The following is a 15772-nucleotide window of genomic DNA, read 5'->3' as shown; positions in this document are numbered from 1 at the left end:
TTCTTTTCGGTCACTTGATTGACTGCTTGGATTTTGAATTCTTCGGGATAACGCGGGTTGCTCATGGCACCTCCTGATTGGCCTCATTTTAAGGCATGGAGGTGTCTACGAAACCCGGGGCGATTCATATCGAGGGTGGGCAGCCAGTGCGCCCAATCATTGGCTGTAGGGCGCGCGAGGGTTTCATCAGCCGCTTCCCACTCGGCACCAATGGCATCAATGGTCGTGAGGTGAGAAAGCGTCAAATCCTGGAGGCGGAACGTGGTCGCTTTTGAAAGCAGAAATTTGCGCAACGCCAACATCGCGGATGACTTACCGCTGTTGTTAGCGCCGACAAGAAGGGTGGTGGTGCTTGCCAAGTCGATTCGAACTGACAGGAGCTTGCGGAAGTTCGCGATCTCCAGGTGCTGGATCTGCATAGTCGCTTCCTTGTGACGGCTCAGGGCGGTTTGCCGGGCTGATGGATTTCCAGACTTTAGCCCAACGCCTAAGGGACTCCAATAGGCATGATAGGGTTTTGCCACTGCGCCAACATGTCATGAATTTCGACCGCTGTACCCACCGACAAGCATCGGAATTGTCGTATGATGGCCGCCTGCCATTGTGATGAGCATGTAGAGGTGGGGATGCCGGACGAGGTTTTGAACGCCAACCAGCTAAAGACCCTGGTTCGCCATGTCGTTGCCGCCCAAGGCAACGGCTTCATCAAAGATCTGCTGCGCGAGTGCGATAGCCGAATCGGCGTCACCAAGGAAAATTTCATCGCCAACCTTGAGGGCGCCATCGACGAAGGCAAACTGACCCAGGCGCGCCTGGACGCCTGGCTAGCGGAGGTCGAAGGCTGGGGCGATCAATTTGTCTACGTGCTCGAGCCCCCGGCTGTGAGTCCTGGCGCGGTGGCTGGTCTGCTCACCAACAGTCCGGTTGCCGGTTTGATAGGCGCCGCACCGAGCCTCGACTTCCCGGACGACCTTGAACTTAAACTGGTCAAGCATGACGACACGGGTCTGTCCATGCTTTGGCACCAGCGGAAGGAAGGATGGAACCGTTGGCCTGCACGGGATTTCCAGGAGCAGGAAGACTTGGATCGCGTGCGTTTCGACGCCTACCGCCAACGCCTTGATCGCAGTGCTGTCAGGTTTGAATGGCAATATGGCGCGCCGTACTGCGCGCTCATGATCCAGCGCAGCGCCGACATCGATCATCCTGCTGTGTTCGAGTCCATCCAAGCTTTGTTTGCCGATGTGCTGATCTCGCATGAACCCTTGAAGCGGATCATGTTGATGGAGGCGCTGCGGAACTCGGCGAAGAATGCCGGGAGCGTGCAATCGACCCGGTACGAAATGGCGAGCGGGTACGTGGAGTTGGGCTCCCTTGTCCCCGGCAGCGGCATCGGAGCGGTCGAGCCTGTGCGCGTCGTGCTGCAAAGCGTCGACGTCGATCAGTTTGACCGGGCGAAAGGATATCTGAACTTCGCGTCCGAAGAACATGGCACTAGTCGCAATTTCTCGGTTGAGGTCTTTGGTGACGAGGCAAAGCTGCGCATCTGGGCGCAGTGCAAGCGTGAAGACGTAGTGACCATGTTGAACTTGATCATGGAGCTCAACAAAACGCCATGATGTTCGATCACCCACCACAACGTGAATGGATTGAGGAGGTAGGTCGCAGGCTGGAGCTCGGAAACGAGCTCACCTTCACCGTGGAGGAGTTCGCCCGGAGCGTGAACGAAGACGACATTGCCGGATTGGAATCTTTTCTGGCCACGTTGGTAGGTAAGGGGACGGCTTCTGAACTGCACAGCTATCGCTGCCCGATGACGGCGTGCAGACGCTCACTTCCTGAAGGATCAACGCTGCTCGAGTGTCCGTACTGCCACACTGACTATCAGGAACAGGGCGTCCAGCCCATGCCGATGACATTCTATCGTTTGAAGGGCGCCCTGAGCCGCGACCTGCGCTGGATGATCGTGGTTCATGGGATGAATAGCCGTGCCCCTTGGCAGGAGGCGTTCAGCTGGGAGATCGCCAGCCGCCTCAAGTACTCGGCCCCGATCCTCATCTACAAATATGGCTGGGCGACCATAGATGTGTTGGTTGCTCCTTACCATCGCCATCTCGCTAGGAAACTTGGCCATCGCATTCGAGAGGCCATAGCACAAGCACGGCTCGCAAAACGAACCGATCGCCCGGACGTCATTGCGCACAGCTTCGGTACCCGACTATTTTCCTTGGTGCTGGAGGATGAGAATTTTGCAGACCTGACCTTTGGCCGCATCATCACGGCGGGCAGCATTATCCATCCGGATTTCGACTGGGGGCGGCACGTCAAGAGTGGCCGGATCGAGGCGGTGCTCAACCATGTTGGTGCGAAGGACGGCTCAGTGCCCTTTGCACACTACACCATCCCAGGCACGGGCCCAGGCGGTAAGGTTGGCTATACCTCTGAAGCTGCCCACAACGTGCGAAACTGTGCGTTTGGCCACTCGGACTTTTTCAAACCAGTCAACATGAAGGCTTTGATTGCAAACGGCGGGCTTTGGCACAGCTTCCTCACCCGGCCACTAGACCTCTTCATGCCGGAGGGCTTATTTGTGGTGCGCAAGCCTTGGCGTGGCATGTGTTGGCCACTCAAGTGCACGCTACGGCTGGTAGGTATGGCGCTATTTTTGGTTGCACTACCTTTCTCGCTTGCCCGCCGGCTCCTCGATCCTTGAGACAGGGCAGGGCGTGACACCTCCAGGCCTGCAGATGGCTGGCGAGCAGTTTCCTGCCTCAGTTCCCCATCTGACGTGCCGCAGGGGCGTTTTCCATACTCCAGTGAGGTGATCAACGAATGAAGGGAATACGTGATAGGCAAATCTGGCTACAGCAGTTCAATAAAAGCCCGGATGACCTTGCTCTTGCGACGCACATGCTTAAGAGTCTGCTTCACATTGACCACTCTTACCTGAATATCCTGCTGGCTAACGTCATCATCGGCCAGTTGGTGACCGAGGGGCCTTGCGCACTTTTCATTGAACGAGAGCTGCCTCGCAACAAACATCAGATTGTTACGGATTTCATTGGGAGTGGCGAACGCGTTAACAGGATGCTGAGTTCCTTGTGGCGGGTGAGGTCTGTCAGGAGCTGGGCCTCCTTGCGACAGACATGAACGATCGATCAGATCGTACCTAGTACATTATTTAACATAATATACATTATGCGAATAGCCAGATATGAACCAAGGGGGCTCTGGTGGTCAGATTTGAGCGCAGGCCCAGCCTTCCACACCCAGTTCGCTGCCTGGCGATGTCACAGGCAATCCATGCCTCTGGTCATGCACGTTCGTTGCAATGACCCTTTGCGTTGGCCAACGTCCACCTGAGTATTGTCATCGGCACCGGCTAGACACATGTCGTGCTGCAGGCACGCTCATTACGCCTGATGGCGGCACCTTTCACGCGATGGGTTTAATGGGCGTCGTTGAAGTACCGATCACGCTTGCGGTATTCCCCATATCGGGACGTAATTCAGCCTTGCCATTCAAGAAGTCCAACGCGCGTTGCCAATCAGCAGCAGTCATGGCGCCAAGCCTGGTCGAAATAGCCTTCAGTTCATCATCGGAAATCTTATCCATGTTCGTTCTCGTCATAGGCAGCATAAGTTGCTGGAAGCCCCATGTTCCGGGCATTCGAAGGTTGTGGTTACTGTAGGAAATACCAGTTTTTTAGCGTTTCTGACGATATTGGCTATTTCCATATTCAACAATGCCAGAGCGCGTTGTGCAGGTGATGGATTGGGATTTACTGCGTACGAGCGTCATCGTTCATGTCCATCGCAAGCGAGCTCACTCCTATACCAAATGCGAGGTGTGCCCTGCCCCTTATATTCCTATAACTTATAACTCAACTAAAGGTCTATTTAGTTGAGTTATATATTGATGGGAGTTGAGAGGCCTCTGACTTGCCCCCTGCCCCTCGGCTATTTATCAGTGCCCGGCGCAGTTCGCGTTGTGCGTTGTTCCTGACTACGCTTCTGTTCGGATCCCTATCGGAGTTTGGGCAATGAGCAAGAAAAAACAGGCGCTTGCGAAAGTACAGTCACCCGCACCGCTGGGTCGCAAGGACTACGAAAAGCAACTTGCCGCCCTGCACGTGGAGCTGGTGAAGTTGCAGCAATGGGTGGTTGCCACGGGGGCCAAGGTCGTCATTGTGTTCGAAGGCCGTGACGGTGCGGGCAAAGGCGGCACGATCAAGGCCCTCACCGAGCGCGTCAGTCCGCGGATCTTTCGGGTGGTTGCCTTGCCTGCCCCTTCGGAGCGGGAAAAATCCCAGATGTACCTGCAGCGCTACATGCCGCACATGCCCGCCGCTGGCGAGGTGGTGATCTTCGACCGCAGTTGGTACAACCGCGCCGGTGTGGAACGGGTCATGGGTTTTTGCACTGAGGATCAGGTGCGCACGTTCCTCGACCTGGCTCCAGCTTACGAACGCTTGATGGTCAATTCCGGCATCCTGCTGTTCAAGTACTGGCTGGAGGTCAGTCCGGAGGAACAAAGCCGTCGCCTCAAGCAGCGCATCACTGACGGGCGCAAGACCTGGAAACTTTCGCCCATGGATATCAAATCCTACAACCGCTGGGATGAGTACACCCGCGCGCGCGACGAGATGTTCCAGGCCACCGATTCAGGATGGGCGCCCTGGCATGTGGCCCGTTCGGAGAACAAGAAATCGGTGCGGCTCAATGTGCTCACTCACCTGCTGGAACACATTCCCTACGAACCCATCAAACAACCGCGAGTCAGGCTGCCCAAGCGCAAGGTGGGCGACTACAAGGCCATCAACTACCCGTTCAAGTACATCGCCGAACGGTTCTGAGCCCAAGGCCAAGTGATTCACCACAGGGCCGGGCGCATCTATGGGCAATGCATGGAAGTTGATGGGGTTGATGGTGCTCGTCCTGTTCGGGCCGGGGTCCGTTGCCGTGGCAGCAGATTCCAGCCCGGTAGGCCTGGTGACCAAGGCCGAGCAGTCGACGCTTGTCGTTGCGCAGAATGACTTGCCGGGCTTGCAGGCCCGGCTTGACGGCCTCAAGCAGCAGGTATCGCTGGCCGACAGTCTGTCCCAGTTGGTCAGCCTGCAAGACTTGATTCAGGCCTACCTCAACGACGTCGAGCGGCAACAGTCGGCGCTGTTGCCGGTGCAGGCCCAGCTCCAGTCCCAGTTGGGGGTCCTGGGCCCCGCCTCTCCTGACGAACAGGCGCCGGAAAATACCGACATTGCGATCCAGCGCATCCATCTCATCGAGCAGAAAGACAAGCTCGACAGCAGTTTGAAAACCCTGGCCGGTCTCAAGGCCAGTGCCACGGAACTGACCACCCAGATTGCCGCGCTGCGCCGTAGTCGGCAACGGCTGAGTGCGGTGCTGCAGGAGATCGGCGCCACGCTGGCCTCGGTCTGGCAGCCGGGCCAGCGCCTGGCGAGCAGTGTGTTGCTGCTGTTGGTCCTGGCCATCTGGACTCTGGGCCGAAGAGTGGCCGAACGGGGGTTGGTCTGGGTGTGCATTCATCGCATGCCCGAAGGTCGGCTGCGCCGCAGTTCATTGGCGCTGGCGTCGATCCTGGCCACATTGCTGACCGCTGCCTGCGCCTTGCAGTTGCTGTTTTATGCGGTGACGCGGCAACTGCCGTTGACCCCCATGCTGCAGAACCTGGCCGAAGAAATCGAAAAGCTGGTGTACACCTGCGTGCTGATTACCGGCCTGAGCCGCGCCCTGCTCTCGACCCGCCATCCCTCCTGGCGGCTGCCGGCAATTGCCGATCCCGTGGCCCTGGCCATGGAGCACTTTCCGCAGATCCTGGCGGGGGTGCTGCTGGTCCTGGTGACGCTGTCGCAGATCACCAACGTCAGCGGCATGAGCACCCAGGTGGTGATTTTTGGTCGAGGGGTGATCGCCCTGATCGTCACCTTGATCATCGCCACCCTGCTGCTGCACATCAGTAAGGTGCGCAAGGCCGTGGCCGACAGCGGTGAGGCCCCGGAAGCCGGCACCACCCTGGCCGGGCTGATGTACACGTTCGCCAGCCTGGCGACAGTGGTGTCCATATTGGCGCTGCTGATTGGCTACATCTCGCTGGCCCGGTTCATCACCTATGAAATCGTCTGGATCTTCATTGTGTTCTCCGGTTTCTACCTGCTGATGCAGTTGCTCAAGGATCTGTGCGAGTACCTGTTTTCCCCCAGGCAAGCCAGCGGCAAGGCGCTCAAGCAGTTGCTGGGCATTGGCGATGCGCGCCTGGAACAGGTGTCGACGGTACTGTCGGGGGCGGGTCGCGCGAGCATGCTGTTGTTTGCCTTGATTGCGCTGCTGGTGGGCGGCGTCGGCACCACGTTCGGCCAGCTGTTTGCCCAGGCCCTGGAGATTCTCGGCGGCGCGGGTCTGCGCAAACTGAACATTATTCCGGGGCATTTGCTCAACGCGGTGTTGGCGCTGTTGATTGGGGTCTACCTGATCCGCTCCCTGCGCCGCTGGCTGGACAACGAGTTCCTGCCCAAGACCGCGATGGACCCCGGCATGTGTGCGTCCCTGAGCACGCTGTTTGCCAACATCGGTTACGCCCTGGTGATTCTGCTCACCCTGTCATCGCTGGGGGTGAAATGGACGAACCTGGCCTGGATCGTCAGCGCATTGTCGGTGGGCATCGGTTTTGGCTTGCAGGAAATCGTCAAGAATTTCGTCTCCGGCCTGATTCTGCTGACCGAGCGGCCGGTCAAGGTCGGCGACCTGATCAGTATCAGTGGGGTCGAAGGGGACATTCGGCGGATCAACGTCCGGGCCACGGAAATCCAGCTCAGTGACCGTTCCATTGTGATAGTCCCCAACTCCCAGCTGATTTCCCAGAACCTGCGCAACGTGACCCTGGGCGGTAGCGCCCAGGGGGTGGCGACGCTGGAGCTGACTTTCCCACTGGATATCGACCCCGAGCAAGTCAACAACCTGCTGTACAACGCCTACTGCGAACACGAGAGCATCCTCGACCACCCTGCCCCCTTCGTGCGCTTCAGCAAGTTGACGCCCGACGGTATCACCCTGACCGTCACCGGCTACGTCAGCAGCCCCAGAGTGGTCGGCAAGATCAAGAGCGACCTGCTGTTCGAGATCCTCAAGCGCCTGGGGGCTGCTGGCATCAGCCTGGTCAAACCGGCGGCGGAGTGAGCGCCGGCCTCAGTTCATTTCTTCCTCGCGGATCAGCTTCTTGTTGATCTTGCCGACGCTGGTCTTGGGGATCTCGGTGACGAACTTGAACTGCTTGGGGATCGCCCACTTGTTGATCCGCCCGCGCTCGACAAACGTCTGCAGGTGCGCTTCCAGAATCTTGCGATCCAGGAAGTGCCCGGGCTCGCACACCACCAGGGCCATAGGACGCTCACCCCACTGCTCGTCGACGATGCCCACCACCGCCACCGACATCACCGCCGCGTGTTCGCTGATCAGGCTTTCCAGCTCCAGGGAGCTGATCCACTCCCCGCCCGTCTTGATCACGTCCTTGATCCGGTCCTTGATTTCCACGCCGCCCCGGGCATCGATCGACGCCATGTCGCCGGTGTGCAGCCAGCCGCCCTGCCACAGCTCGGCGCCCTTTTGCGGCTCCTTCAGATACCCCTGGGTCAGCCACGGCGCGCGCACCACGATCTCGCCCAGGGCTTCACCGTCGTGGGGCACGTCGTTGCCTGCGGCGTCGATGATTTTCAGGTCGACCATCGGCACCGGCACCCCGGTCTTGATACGCGTGGCCAACTGGTCTTGCATCGGTTGTTGCAGATCCTCGGCCCGCAGGTAGGTGGTGCACAGCACCGGGCAGGTTTCCGACATGCCGTAGCCACTGTGGACCTGGATTCCCCTGGCACTGGCTTCGCTGGCAATGCCCAGGGTCAGCGCGCTGCCGCCCAGGAGCATTTTCCAGCCATCAAAACGGCTGTGCTTGCCGGCTTCGCAGTTGAGGATCATCTGCAAAATGGTCGGCACACAATGGGAAAACGTGACCTTTTCCTCACGGTACAACTGCACCAGGCGATTGGGCTCATAGCGCCCCGGGTACACCTGTTTGAGCCCCATGAGGGTGGCGACATAGGGCACGCCCCAGGCATGCACATGGAACATCGGGGTGATGGGCATGTACACATCATCGGAGCGCAACAGCGGCAGGCCTTGATAGGCCCCCAGCGTGCCCACCGCATTGAGGGTGTGCAGCACCAGTTGGCGGTGGGTGAAATACACCCCTTTCGGATCGCCCGTGGTGCCGGTGGTGTAGAACAGCGTCGCCACCGAGTGTTCATCGAAGTCGGGGAAGTCGTACTGGTCCGCTGCCTCGGCCAGCAGGTGCTCGTACTCCCCCACCACCGGCAGGCAGGTGGCGGCCGCGGTGTCATCGGTCAGTTGCAGGTAACCTTTGACCGTCGTCAGTTGCCCTTGCAACTGCTCGACCAGGGGCAGGAAGTCGTCATGCACCAGCACCAGATCATCCTCGGCGTGGTTCATGGTGAAAAGCACCTGCTCCGCCGACAGGCGAATGTTCACGGTGTGCAGCACCGCGCCGATCATCGGCACGGCAAAGAAGCACTCCAGGTAACGGTGGCTGTCCCAGTCGAGCAAGGCCACGGTGTCCCCGGCCTTGACGCCGGCGGCGGTCAAGGCGTTGGCCAGGCGGCGGATCCGCTGGTTGAGGGTCTGGTAGCTGTAGCGCAGTTTGTCGGCGTAGACGATTTCCCGCCCTGGCTCGTAGCGCACCCCGGAGAGCAGCAATTGCTTGATCAGCAAGGGATAGGCGTAGGCGCCGGCGGCCGGGGGAATGATTCTTGTCGCGATCATGCTGGGTTTCCTTGTCCGTTCGATCAGAATTGCGCGGCTGGCAGTTCATAAAGGCAGGCACTACCGGCCCTGACCGAGGCGCTCAGTGAGTGGATACGCGGCAACAGGCGAGCGAAGTAGAAACGCGCAGTGCCCAACTTGCTGGCATAGAACTCATCCTCATGGGCCTTGCCCATGGCCGCCTGGGCCATCAGCGCCCACATATAGGCATAGGCGGTGTAGCCGAAGACCTGCAGGTACTCCACCGAGGCCGCGCCGATTTCATTCGGGTTGTCCTGCGCCCGATCCAGCAGCCAGGCAGTCAGTTCGTCGAGGTTGTCGACGGCGGCGCTCAGCGGCTTGCAGAACTGGCCCATGTCCGCTTCGGCATTGGCGATGAAGTGGCGCATTTCTGCGGCGAACAGCCGGTACAGCGCCCCGCCGCTGCCGACGATCTTGCGCCCGGCCAGGTCCAGGGACTGAATGCCATTGGTGCCTTCGTAGATCTGGGTGATGCGCACATCGCGCACCAGTTGCTCCTGGCCCCACTCGCGGATGTAGCCGTGGCCGCCAAACACCTGCTGGCCGTGCAGCGTGGTTTCCAGGCCCATGTCGGTGAGGAACGCCTTGGCCACCGGTGTCAGCAAGGACACCAACTCCTGGGCGCGGGTGCGGGTTGCCGGGTCTTCGCTGTACTTGGCCGTGTCCAGTTGCAGCGCCACGTAGCTGGAAAAGGCCCGGCCGCCTTCGTTCAAGGCTTTCATGGTCAGCAACATGCGTCGCACATCCGGGTGCACGATGATCGGGTCGGCGGCTTTTTCAGTGGCTTGCGGGCCAGTCGGCGCGCGGCTCTGCAGGCGATCGCGGGCATACTCGACGGCGTTCTGATACGAACGCTCACCCAACGCCAGGCCTTGGATACCCACGCCCAGGCGCTCGTAGTTCATCATGGTGAACATCGCGGCCAGGCCCTTGTTCGGCGCATCGATGATCCAGCCGGTGGCACCGTCGAAGTTCATCACGCAGGTGGCGGAGGCCTTGATGCCCATCTTGTGTTCAATGGAGCCGCACGACAGCGCGTTGGGGGCGCCCAGGGAGCCATCGTCGTTGACCAGCACCTTGGGCACCAGGAACAGTGAAATACCCTTGGGCCCGGCGGGCGCATCCGGCAGTCGGGCCAGCACCAGGTGGATGATGTTCTCGGTCAGGTCGTGCTCACCGCCGGTGATGAAAATCTTGCTGCCGCTGATCCGGTAGCTGCCATCGGCTGCCGGCTCGGCCCGGGTGCGAATCAGTCCCAGATCGGTGCCCGCATGGGCTTCGGTCAGGCACATCGAGCCGGTCCAGGTGCCGGCGTACAGGTTCGGCAGGTAACGTTGCTTGAGGGCCGGGCTGGCATGGGCGTTGATCGACAGGCAGGCGCCGGCGGTCAGCATCGGGTACAGGCCAAACGACAGGCTGGCGGCGTTGACCATCTCCTCGACCTGGGCCGAAATCGCCTTGGGCATGCCCATGCCACCAAACTGCGGGTCGCCGCCGACACCCACCCAACCGCCTTCGGCAAACGCCTGGTACGCCTCGGCGAACCCCTGGGGCGCAGTCACCTTGCCGTTGTCCCAGTCACAGCCTTGTTCGTCACTGCTGCGGTTGAGTGGCGCGATCACGTGCCCACATAGCTTGCCGGCCTCTTCGAGAATCGCCGCGGCGGTCTCTGGGTCGATGACCTCGGCCAGGCCCGGCAATTGCGCCCATAACCTGGAAACCTGGAACACCTCATTGAGGACAAACTGCATGTCACGCAAAGGGGCTTTGTAATCAGACATAGTTGGCTTTCTCACAAGTTGTCAGTGCATCAGGCATACCCTGACGTTGGGATGTGTCGGTTGTACCGGCGGGGGCCACGGAGTTGTCGGCTGCCACCCGACGCTCCAGCGCCGGATCTCGCAGCAGGAAGTACGACAGGGCCGGAATCAGGATCAGCGCGCCCAGCATGTTCCACAGGAACATGAAGGTCAGCAGGATGCCCATGTCCGCCTGGAACTTGATGGGCGACCAGACCCAGCACACCACGCCGGCGGCCAGGGTGATGCCCACCAGGCCCACGACCCGACCGGTGAACGACACGGCATTGCGGTAGGCCTGGGCCAGTGGCAGGCCCTGGCGCTGGTAATGCAGCTGCACGCTGAGCAGGTACAAGGCGTAGTCCACGCCGATTCCCACGCCCAGGGCGATCACCGGCAGGGTCGCGACCTTGACGCCGATGCCCATGACCACCATCAGCGCTTCGCACAGGATCGAGGTCAGTACCAACGGCAGCAGCGCCACCAGGGTTGCGCGCCAACTGCGGAAGGTAATCAGGCAGAACAGCGTGACCGCCGCATAGACATACAGCAGCATGCTGCGATTGGCTTCGCGCACCACAATGTTGGTGGCCGCCTCGATCCCGGCGCTGCCGGCGGCCAGCAGGAACTGGCGATCGTCGCTGCTGTTGTCGCGGGCGAATTTATCGGCGATGGCCACCACCTCATCCAGGGTCTGGGCCTTGTGGTCCTTGAGGTAGGCAATCACCGGCATCAGCGAGCAATCGGTGTTGAACAGTTCCGGGGAATTGACCGAGGCCTGCTGGGCCGCATAGTTCAACACGTCCTGGTTGCGCTGGATGCTGTTGAGCTTAGGGTTGCCCTCATAGGTGCCCGCAGTGATCTGGCGCACGGCATTGACCAGCGAGGTGGTGGCCTGCACGCCCGGTGACTGCTGCAGTTCCCAGGCCAGGCGGTCGGCGAGCACCAGGGTCTTGTAGTTCAGGCAGCCCTCGGGAGCGGTCTTGATCATCACCGCGAACAGGTCGCTGGACAGCGCGTAATGCTGGGTGATGTAGGCGTTGTCGCGGTTATAGCGCGAATCGGCGCGCAGCTCCGGGGCGCCACTTTCCAGGTCGCCGATCTGCAGGTGCAGGCTGATCATGAAGCCGCCGATGCCCATCACCACGGCTACCAGCACGGCCCCCGTGGCCCACTTGGCGCTGGTGAAACGGTCGAGCCAGTCCCACAGCTTGCCAAACCCTTTGTGGCCGTCGGCCCGGGTGTCAATCTTCAGGGCCCGCTCGGCTGCCTTGCGGCAAACACCGACATAGGACAGCGCCACCGGCATCAGCAACAACGAGGTAAAGATCAGTACGGCGACACCGATGCTGGCGCTGATGGCCAGGTCCTTGATCACCGGAATGTCGATCAGCATCAGCACCGCAAACCCCACGGCGTCAGCCAGCAGTGCGGTGACCCCGGCAATAAACAGGCGGCGAAAGGTGTAGCGCGCGGCGATCAGCTTGTGGGTGCCGCGGGCGATGTCTTGCATGATCCCGTTCATCTTCTGCGCGGCATGGGACACGCCAATGGCGAAGATCAGGAACGGCACCAGCACCGAGTACGGGTCGATGGCATACCCCAGCCAGGCGACGATGCCCAATTGCCAGACCACCGCGATCAGCGAGCAGCCGACCACCAGCAAGGTGCTGCGCACGCAACGGGTATAGAGGTAGATGATCAGCAGCGAGGTCACCACCGCCAGGCCGAAGAACATCATCACCTGGATCAGGCCGTCGATCAGGTCGCCCATCAGCTTGGCGAAACCGATCACCCGGACCTTGTACGGGCCCTTGCCCTCCTCCCCCGACGCACGCGCCGCCTTGTCGCCGGCATATTCGATCTTGTCGCGCAGTTGCTCTTCAAGCATCTGCGAGAACGCGTGGTAGTTGATCGGCTGGCCACCGGCAGCGGCCTTGTCCAGCAGCGGGATGATCAGCATGCTCGACTTGTAGTCGCTGGCCACCAGGCTGCCGACGATGCCGGCCCGGGCGATATTCTGGCGCAACTGCTCGATCTGCTCGGGCTTGCCCTCATAGGTGTCGGGCATCACCGGCCCCCCCTGGAAGCCCTCCTCGGTGACCTCGGTCCAGCGCACGGCCGGGCTCCACAGCGACTTCATCCAGGCACGGTCGACGCCTTCGGTGAGGAACAACTGATCGTTGACCTGCTTGAGCACGTCCAGGTAGGCCGGGTCGAAGATGTCGCCCTGGGTGTTCTCCACCACCACCCGCACCGAGTTGCCCAGGCCGCGCAGGGACTGGCGGTTCTCCAGAAAGTTCTGGATGTAGGGCTGGCTCTGGGGAATCATTTTTTCGAAGCTGGGGCGCAACTCCAGGCGGGTGACCGCCATATAGCCCAGCACCAGGGTCGCCAGCGCCATCAGCAGCATGAACAGCGGCCGGTAGTTGAACACCAGGCGTTCCAGGCGGTTGCCGGAGCGTTGGTCGAAGTCACACACGTCGCGGATGACCGGCATGGTGTCTTGCTTGATATTGCCCATGTCTGGGTTCTCGCTCTAAGGATTCGAGGTCTTATTCGCCGGACAGCGCCCGTGCGCCACGGCTACCCACCACCACCAGCGCGCCATTGGCGGCCTGGGTGGCACCGGTCACCGGGGCGGGGGCGGCTTGCGGCACCAGGTGCAACTGCGCGCCAGGCCCCTGGCTCAGCAGCTCCTGCCCGCCCTGAGTGAACAAGTGGTATTGGCCCTTGGCGTCGAGCAGGCCGGCGGTGATGCTGCTGTGCAGGCCAGTGTCCAGCGGCGTCCAGCGGCGTCCAGCTCAGGCCGCCATCGACGCTGCGCAGCACGTTGCCGCGCAAGCCGTAGGCCAGCACCTCGCCAGGTTTGCCGAGCACCCCGAAAAAACTGCCCTGGTACGGCGTAGCCAAGGCAACGAAGCGTTGCCCGGCCTCATCCCAGCGCAGCATCAAGCCCTGTTCGCCGGCGATGTACAGCGCATCGCCGGTGGAGGCGATGGCGTTCAGGTGAAAGCCCTGGGGGTTGTCGGTGCGGTCCTGAAACGGTGTCCAGCTCAACCCACCGTCCTCGGTGCGCAGAATCAGGTTGAACACGCCGACCACATAACCGAGCTTGTCGTTGGCGAACCACACGTCGAGCAACGGCTTGTCGGCGCCCTGCTCCACCATGCGCTGGCCTTCGTCTGCCAGTTGCGCCCAGCGCTCGTTACCCGGCTCGGCAGCGGCCAGGTCGCCGTAATGCTTGACCAGCAAGGCGCCGATCTGGCGCCCGTCCAGTTGTTTGCTCCAGCTCGCCCCAGCGTCGCGGCTGTGCAAGACCACGCCGTCGTTACCCACCGCCCAGCCTTGCGTGGGCGATGGAAAACTCACCGCGTTGAGATCGGCGCTCACCGGCACCACGGCTTGCTGCCAGTGGGTGCCGCTGTCATCGGAATACAGAATATGGCCACGCTGGCCGACCGCGATCAGCCGCTCGCCGGCCCGCGCCATGCCTGACAACGGGCTGCGCACTGCCAGCGGGCTGACCTTGGCTGGCAGGTCCAGGACATCGACGTAGCCAGCGGCCAACGTCAGGCCCTGGCCAACGGTAAGCACGGCGCCCAGCGCCCATTGCAGGTACTTTTTGTACGAACCCATACCGCGTCCTCTTCGGAAAACTGCGCCAGGCCACACAACCGTGTGGCCTGGCGTTGACACCTGGCATCCTTGCCGATCAGCGAATGCCCGAACCTGCCAGGGACTCCGGCGACCACTGCGCCTTGGAGAGCGGCTCGATGTACTTGATGCCGCCGTAAGGGCCAACCACACCGTTGATGTTGTAGGAGCCACCGACCAGGTCGTAGATCATGAAGGGCGTGGAGTCCGGGATCTGCTTGTCATAGCTCTGGCTGAGAAACGCGAAGGAGCCGCGATACAGTTGGCCACGGGCGTCGTACTGGTCTGAGGCCAGAGCGGTCCAGCTGTCTTCATCGAGGTAGAAGCGGCGTTTCTGGTAGATGTGCCGGGCGCCGGCCTTGAGGTTGCCCTCGACCACCCACACCCGGTGTTTTTCCCAGCGCACATAGTCCGGTGCCAGGTGATTGGCGGTGGTCAGCGACTTCGGGTCCTGGGCGTAGGTCAGCTTGTAGGTGTTGTAGGGCACGATCATTTCCTGCTTGCCCACCAGCTTCCAGTCGTAGCGGTCCAGCGCCCCGTTGAACACGAACACATCGTCGTAGGTGCCCGCGCCGGCGGTACCTGGGTTCGGTGTGTCGTAGGCCAGGTTCGGGGCCAGCTTGACGCGACGCTGGCCAGGCAGGTATTGCCAGGCGCGACGGGGTTGTTGCAGCGGGTTGGCGGCGTCCTTGAGCATGATCGCTTCGCCGGCCCGGCGTGCAGGACCGGTGTACGACAGCTTCATCTGGTAGTACACGTCGGCACTGCTGATGGGCTGCGCGAGGTTTTCGTAGATTGGGTAGGAAATCATTGCCTGGCCGGTGATCGCCAGGCTCGCCACGCCGGCGGAGTCGACGTTCCAGGAGTCGTACTTGGAGTTGATGTTGACCCCCTGGTAGCGCAGCAGGAAGTTCCACATCGCCTCATTGCCCGACTGCGGGATCGGGAACGGTACGCCGGGCAGCACGTTGTCGATGGCCAGGCCGCCGTCCAGGGACTTGGCGCCGGTGGCGTTCTTCAGGCCATTGTCCAGCACGGCCTTGGGCAAGGTCACGGTGCGGTGGGTCGGGTAGACGTTGACGTGGAAACTGGGGAAACGCTTGGCCAGCTCCAGGGTGGTCGCCGTCAGTGCGCCCTTGTACTGTTCGGCATTCTTGCCGTCGATCACCAGCACCGGCTTTTCATCGGCAAAGGGGTCCGGACGCATGCTGTCGCCGGCCTTGAAGCTGGCCGGCGGGGTGGTCAGGCCGCCGCTGTAGGCGGGAATCGAGCCATCGGCATTGCCGGCCTTTTCTGCCCCGACCAGGGTCAGGCTGCTGCCCAGTTTGGCGGCTTCCTGGGCGGAGACGGCGGCTTGGGCCTGGCCGGCTATGACCAGGGCCAGTGAGGCGGCCAACACGGTGTGCACGAATTTCATCTTGTTATTCTCCTGCTGATTCGAGTCAGCGA

10 protein-coding genes and 1 pseudogene are annotated in these 15772 nt (G+C 61.2%); 4 read left to right on the top strand and 7 right to left on the bottom strand.

What is annotated here, in order from left to right:
• Positions 1–83: 83 nt before the first annotated feature.
• Complete coding sequence (locus AACY45_RS04965; protein ID WP_445261159.1) at positions 84–419, bottom strand: AAA family ATPase; 336 nt, start codon at positions 417–419, stop codon at positions 84–86.
• A 165-nt stretch (positions 420–584) separates the two neighbouring features.
• Here AACY45_RS04965 and AACY45_RS04960 point away from each other — a divergent pair, with 165 nt between their 5' ends.
• Both AACY45_RS04960 and AACY45_RS04955 read left to right on the top strand, forming a co-directional pair.
• On the top strand, positions 585–1619 hold the full coding sequence (locus AACY45_RS04960) for a hypothetical protein (protein WP_339544425.1): 1035 nt from the start codon (positions 585–587) through the stop codon (positions 1617–1619).
• Positions 1616–2713 carry a hypothetical protein gene (locus AACY45_RS04955; RefSeq protein WP_339544424.1) on the top strand — a complete coding sequence of 366 codons (1098 nt, stop codon included), beginning with the start codon at positions 1616–1618 and terminating at the stop codon, positions 2711–2713. Before AACY45_RS04960 ends, AACY45_RS04955 begins: the two co-directional genes overlap by 4 nt.
• Positions 2714–3435: 722 nt before the next feature.
• Here the strand turns inward: AACY45_RS04955 and AACY45_RS04950 are convergent.
• The gene (locus AACY45_RS04950; protein WP_339544423.1) at positions 3436–3615 is read right to left on the bottom strand and encodes a hypothetical protein; all 180 of its coding nucleotides are present in this window, start codon (positions 3613–3615) and stop codon (positions 3436–3438) included.
• A 427-nt stretch (positions 3616–4042) separates the two neighbouring features.
• Here AACY45_RS04950 and ppk2 point away from each other — a divergent pair, with 427 nt between their 5' ends.
• Both ppk2 and AACY45_RS04940 read left to right on the top strand, forming a co-directional pair.
• Positions 4043–4855, top strand: a complete 813-nt coding sequence (gene ppk2, locus AACY45_RS04945; RefSeq protein WP_339544422.1) for a polyphosphate kinase 2 — start codon at positions 4043–4045, stop codon at positions 4853–4855.
• A gap of 40 nt (positions 4856–4895) precedes the next feature.
• Positions 4896–7193 (top strand): mechanosensitive ion channel family protein, encoded by a 2298-nt coding sequence (locus tag AACY45_RS04940; RefSeq protein WP_339544421.1) that lies wholly within the window; start codon positions 4896–4898, stop codon positions 7191–7193.
• Positions 7194–7202: 9 nt separating this feature from the next.
• On the opposite strand, the gene AACY45_RS04935 is transcribed toward AACY45_RS04940, so the two are convergent.
• The 5 genes and pseudogenes from AACY45_RS04935 to AACY45_RS04915 form a co-directional block, all read right to left on the bottom strand.
• Positions 7203–8846: a fatty acid--CoA ligase gene (locus AACY45_RS04935; RefSeq protein WP_339544420.1), complete on the bottom strand. Its 1644-nt coding sequence runs from the start codon at positions 8844–8846 to the stop codon at positions 7203–7205.
• A 23-nt stretch (positions 8847–8869) separates the two neighbouring features.
• Positions 8870–10648, bottom strand: coding sequence for an acyl-CoA dehydrogenase C-terminal domain-containing protein (locus AACY45_RS04930; protein ID WP_339544419.1), 1779 nt, complete (start codon positions 10646–10648; stop codon positions 8870–8872).
• Entirely contained in the window at positions 10641–13190 is a 2550-nt protein-coding gene (locus AACY45_RS04925; RefSeq protein WP_339544418.1) for an efflux RND transporter permease subunit, read from the bottom strand. Before AACY45_RS04925 ends, AACY45_RS04930 begins: the two co-directional genes overlap by 8 nt.
• Positions 13191–13221: 31 nt before the next feature.
• A pseudogene (locus AACY45_RS04920) lies at positions 13222–14305 on the bottom strand (WD40/YVTN/BNR-like repeat-containing protein).
• A gap of 76 nt (positions 14306–14381) precedes the next feature.
• Positions 14382–15740 (bottom strand): DUF1329 domain-containing protein, encoded by a 1359-nt coding sequence (locus tag AACY45_RS04915; protein WP_339544417.1) that lies wholly within the window; start codon positions 15738–15740, stop codon positions 14382–14384.
• Positions 15741–15772 lie beyond the last annotated feature (32 nt).

Source organism: Pseudomonas sp. RA_35y_Pfl2_P32 (assembly GCF_963970735.1).
Classification (GTDB): domain Bacteria; phylum Pseudomonadota; class Gammaproteobacteria; order Pseudomonadales; family Pseudomonadaceae; genus Aquipseudomonas.
Note: the sequence above shows the minus strand (reverse complement) of the source record. Positions and strands in the feature narration are given on the sequence as shown.

Coding starts and splice junctions, on each gene's coding strand:
- AACY45_RS04940 (WP_339544421.1), top strand. CDS start 4,896: ATGGGCAATGCATGGAAGTTGATGGGGTTGATGGTGCTCGTCCTGTTC.
- AACY45_RS04950 (WP_339544423.1), bottom strand. CDS start 3,615: ATGGATAAGATTTCCGATGATGAACTGAAGGCTATTTCGACCAGGCTT.
- AACY45_RS04955 (WP_339544424.1), top strand. CDS start 1,616: ATGATGTTCGATCACCCACCACAACGTGAATGGATTGAGGAGGTAGGT.
- AACY45_RS04925 (WP_339544418.1), bottom strand. CDS start 13,190: ATGGGCAATATCAAGCAAGACACCATGCCGGTCATCCGCGACGTGTGT.
- AACY45_RS04930 (WP_339544419.1), bottom strand. CDS start 10,648: ATGTCTGATTACAAAGCCCCTTTGCGTGACATGCAGTTTGTCCTCAAT.
- AACY45_RS04965 (WP_445261159.1), bottom strand. CDS start 419: ATGCAGATCCAGCACCTGGAGATCGCGAACTTCCGCAAGCTCCTGTCA.
- AACY45_RS04935 (WP_339544420.1), bottom strand. CDS start 8,846: ATGATCGCGACAAGAATCATTCCCCCGGCCGCCGGCGCCTACGCCTAT.
- ppk2 (WP_339544422.1), top strand. CDS start 4,043: ATGAGCAAGAAAAAACAGGCGCTTGCGAAAGTACAGTCACCCGCACCG.
- AACY45_RS04915 (WP_339544417.1), bottom strand. CDS start 15,740: ATGAAATTCGTGCACACCGTGTTGGCCGCCTCACTGGCCCTGGTCATA.
- AACY45_RS04960 (WP_339544425.1), top strand. CDS start 585: ATGATGGCCGCCTGCCATTGTGATGAGCATGTAGAGGTGGGGATGCCG.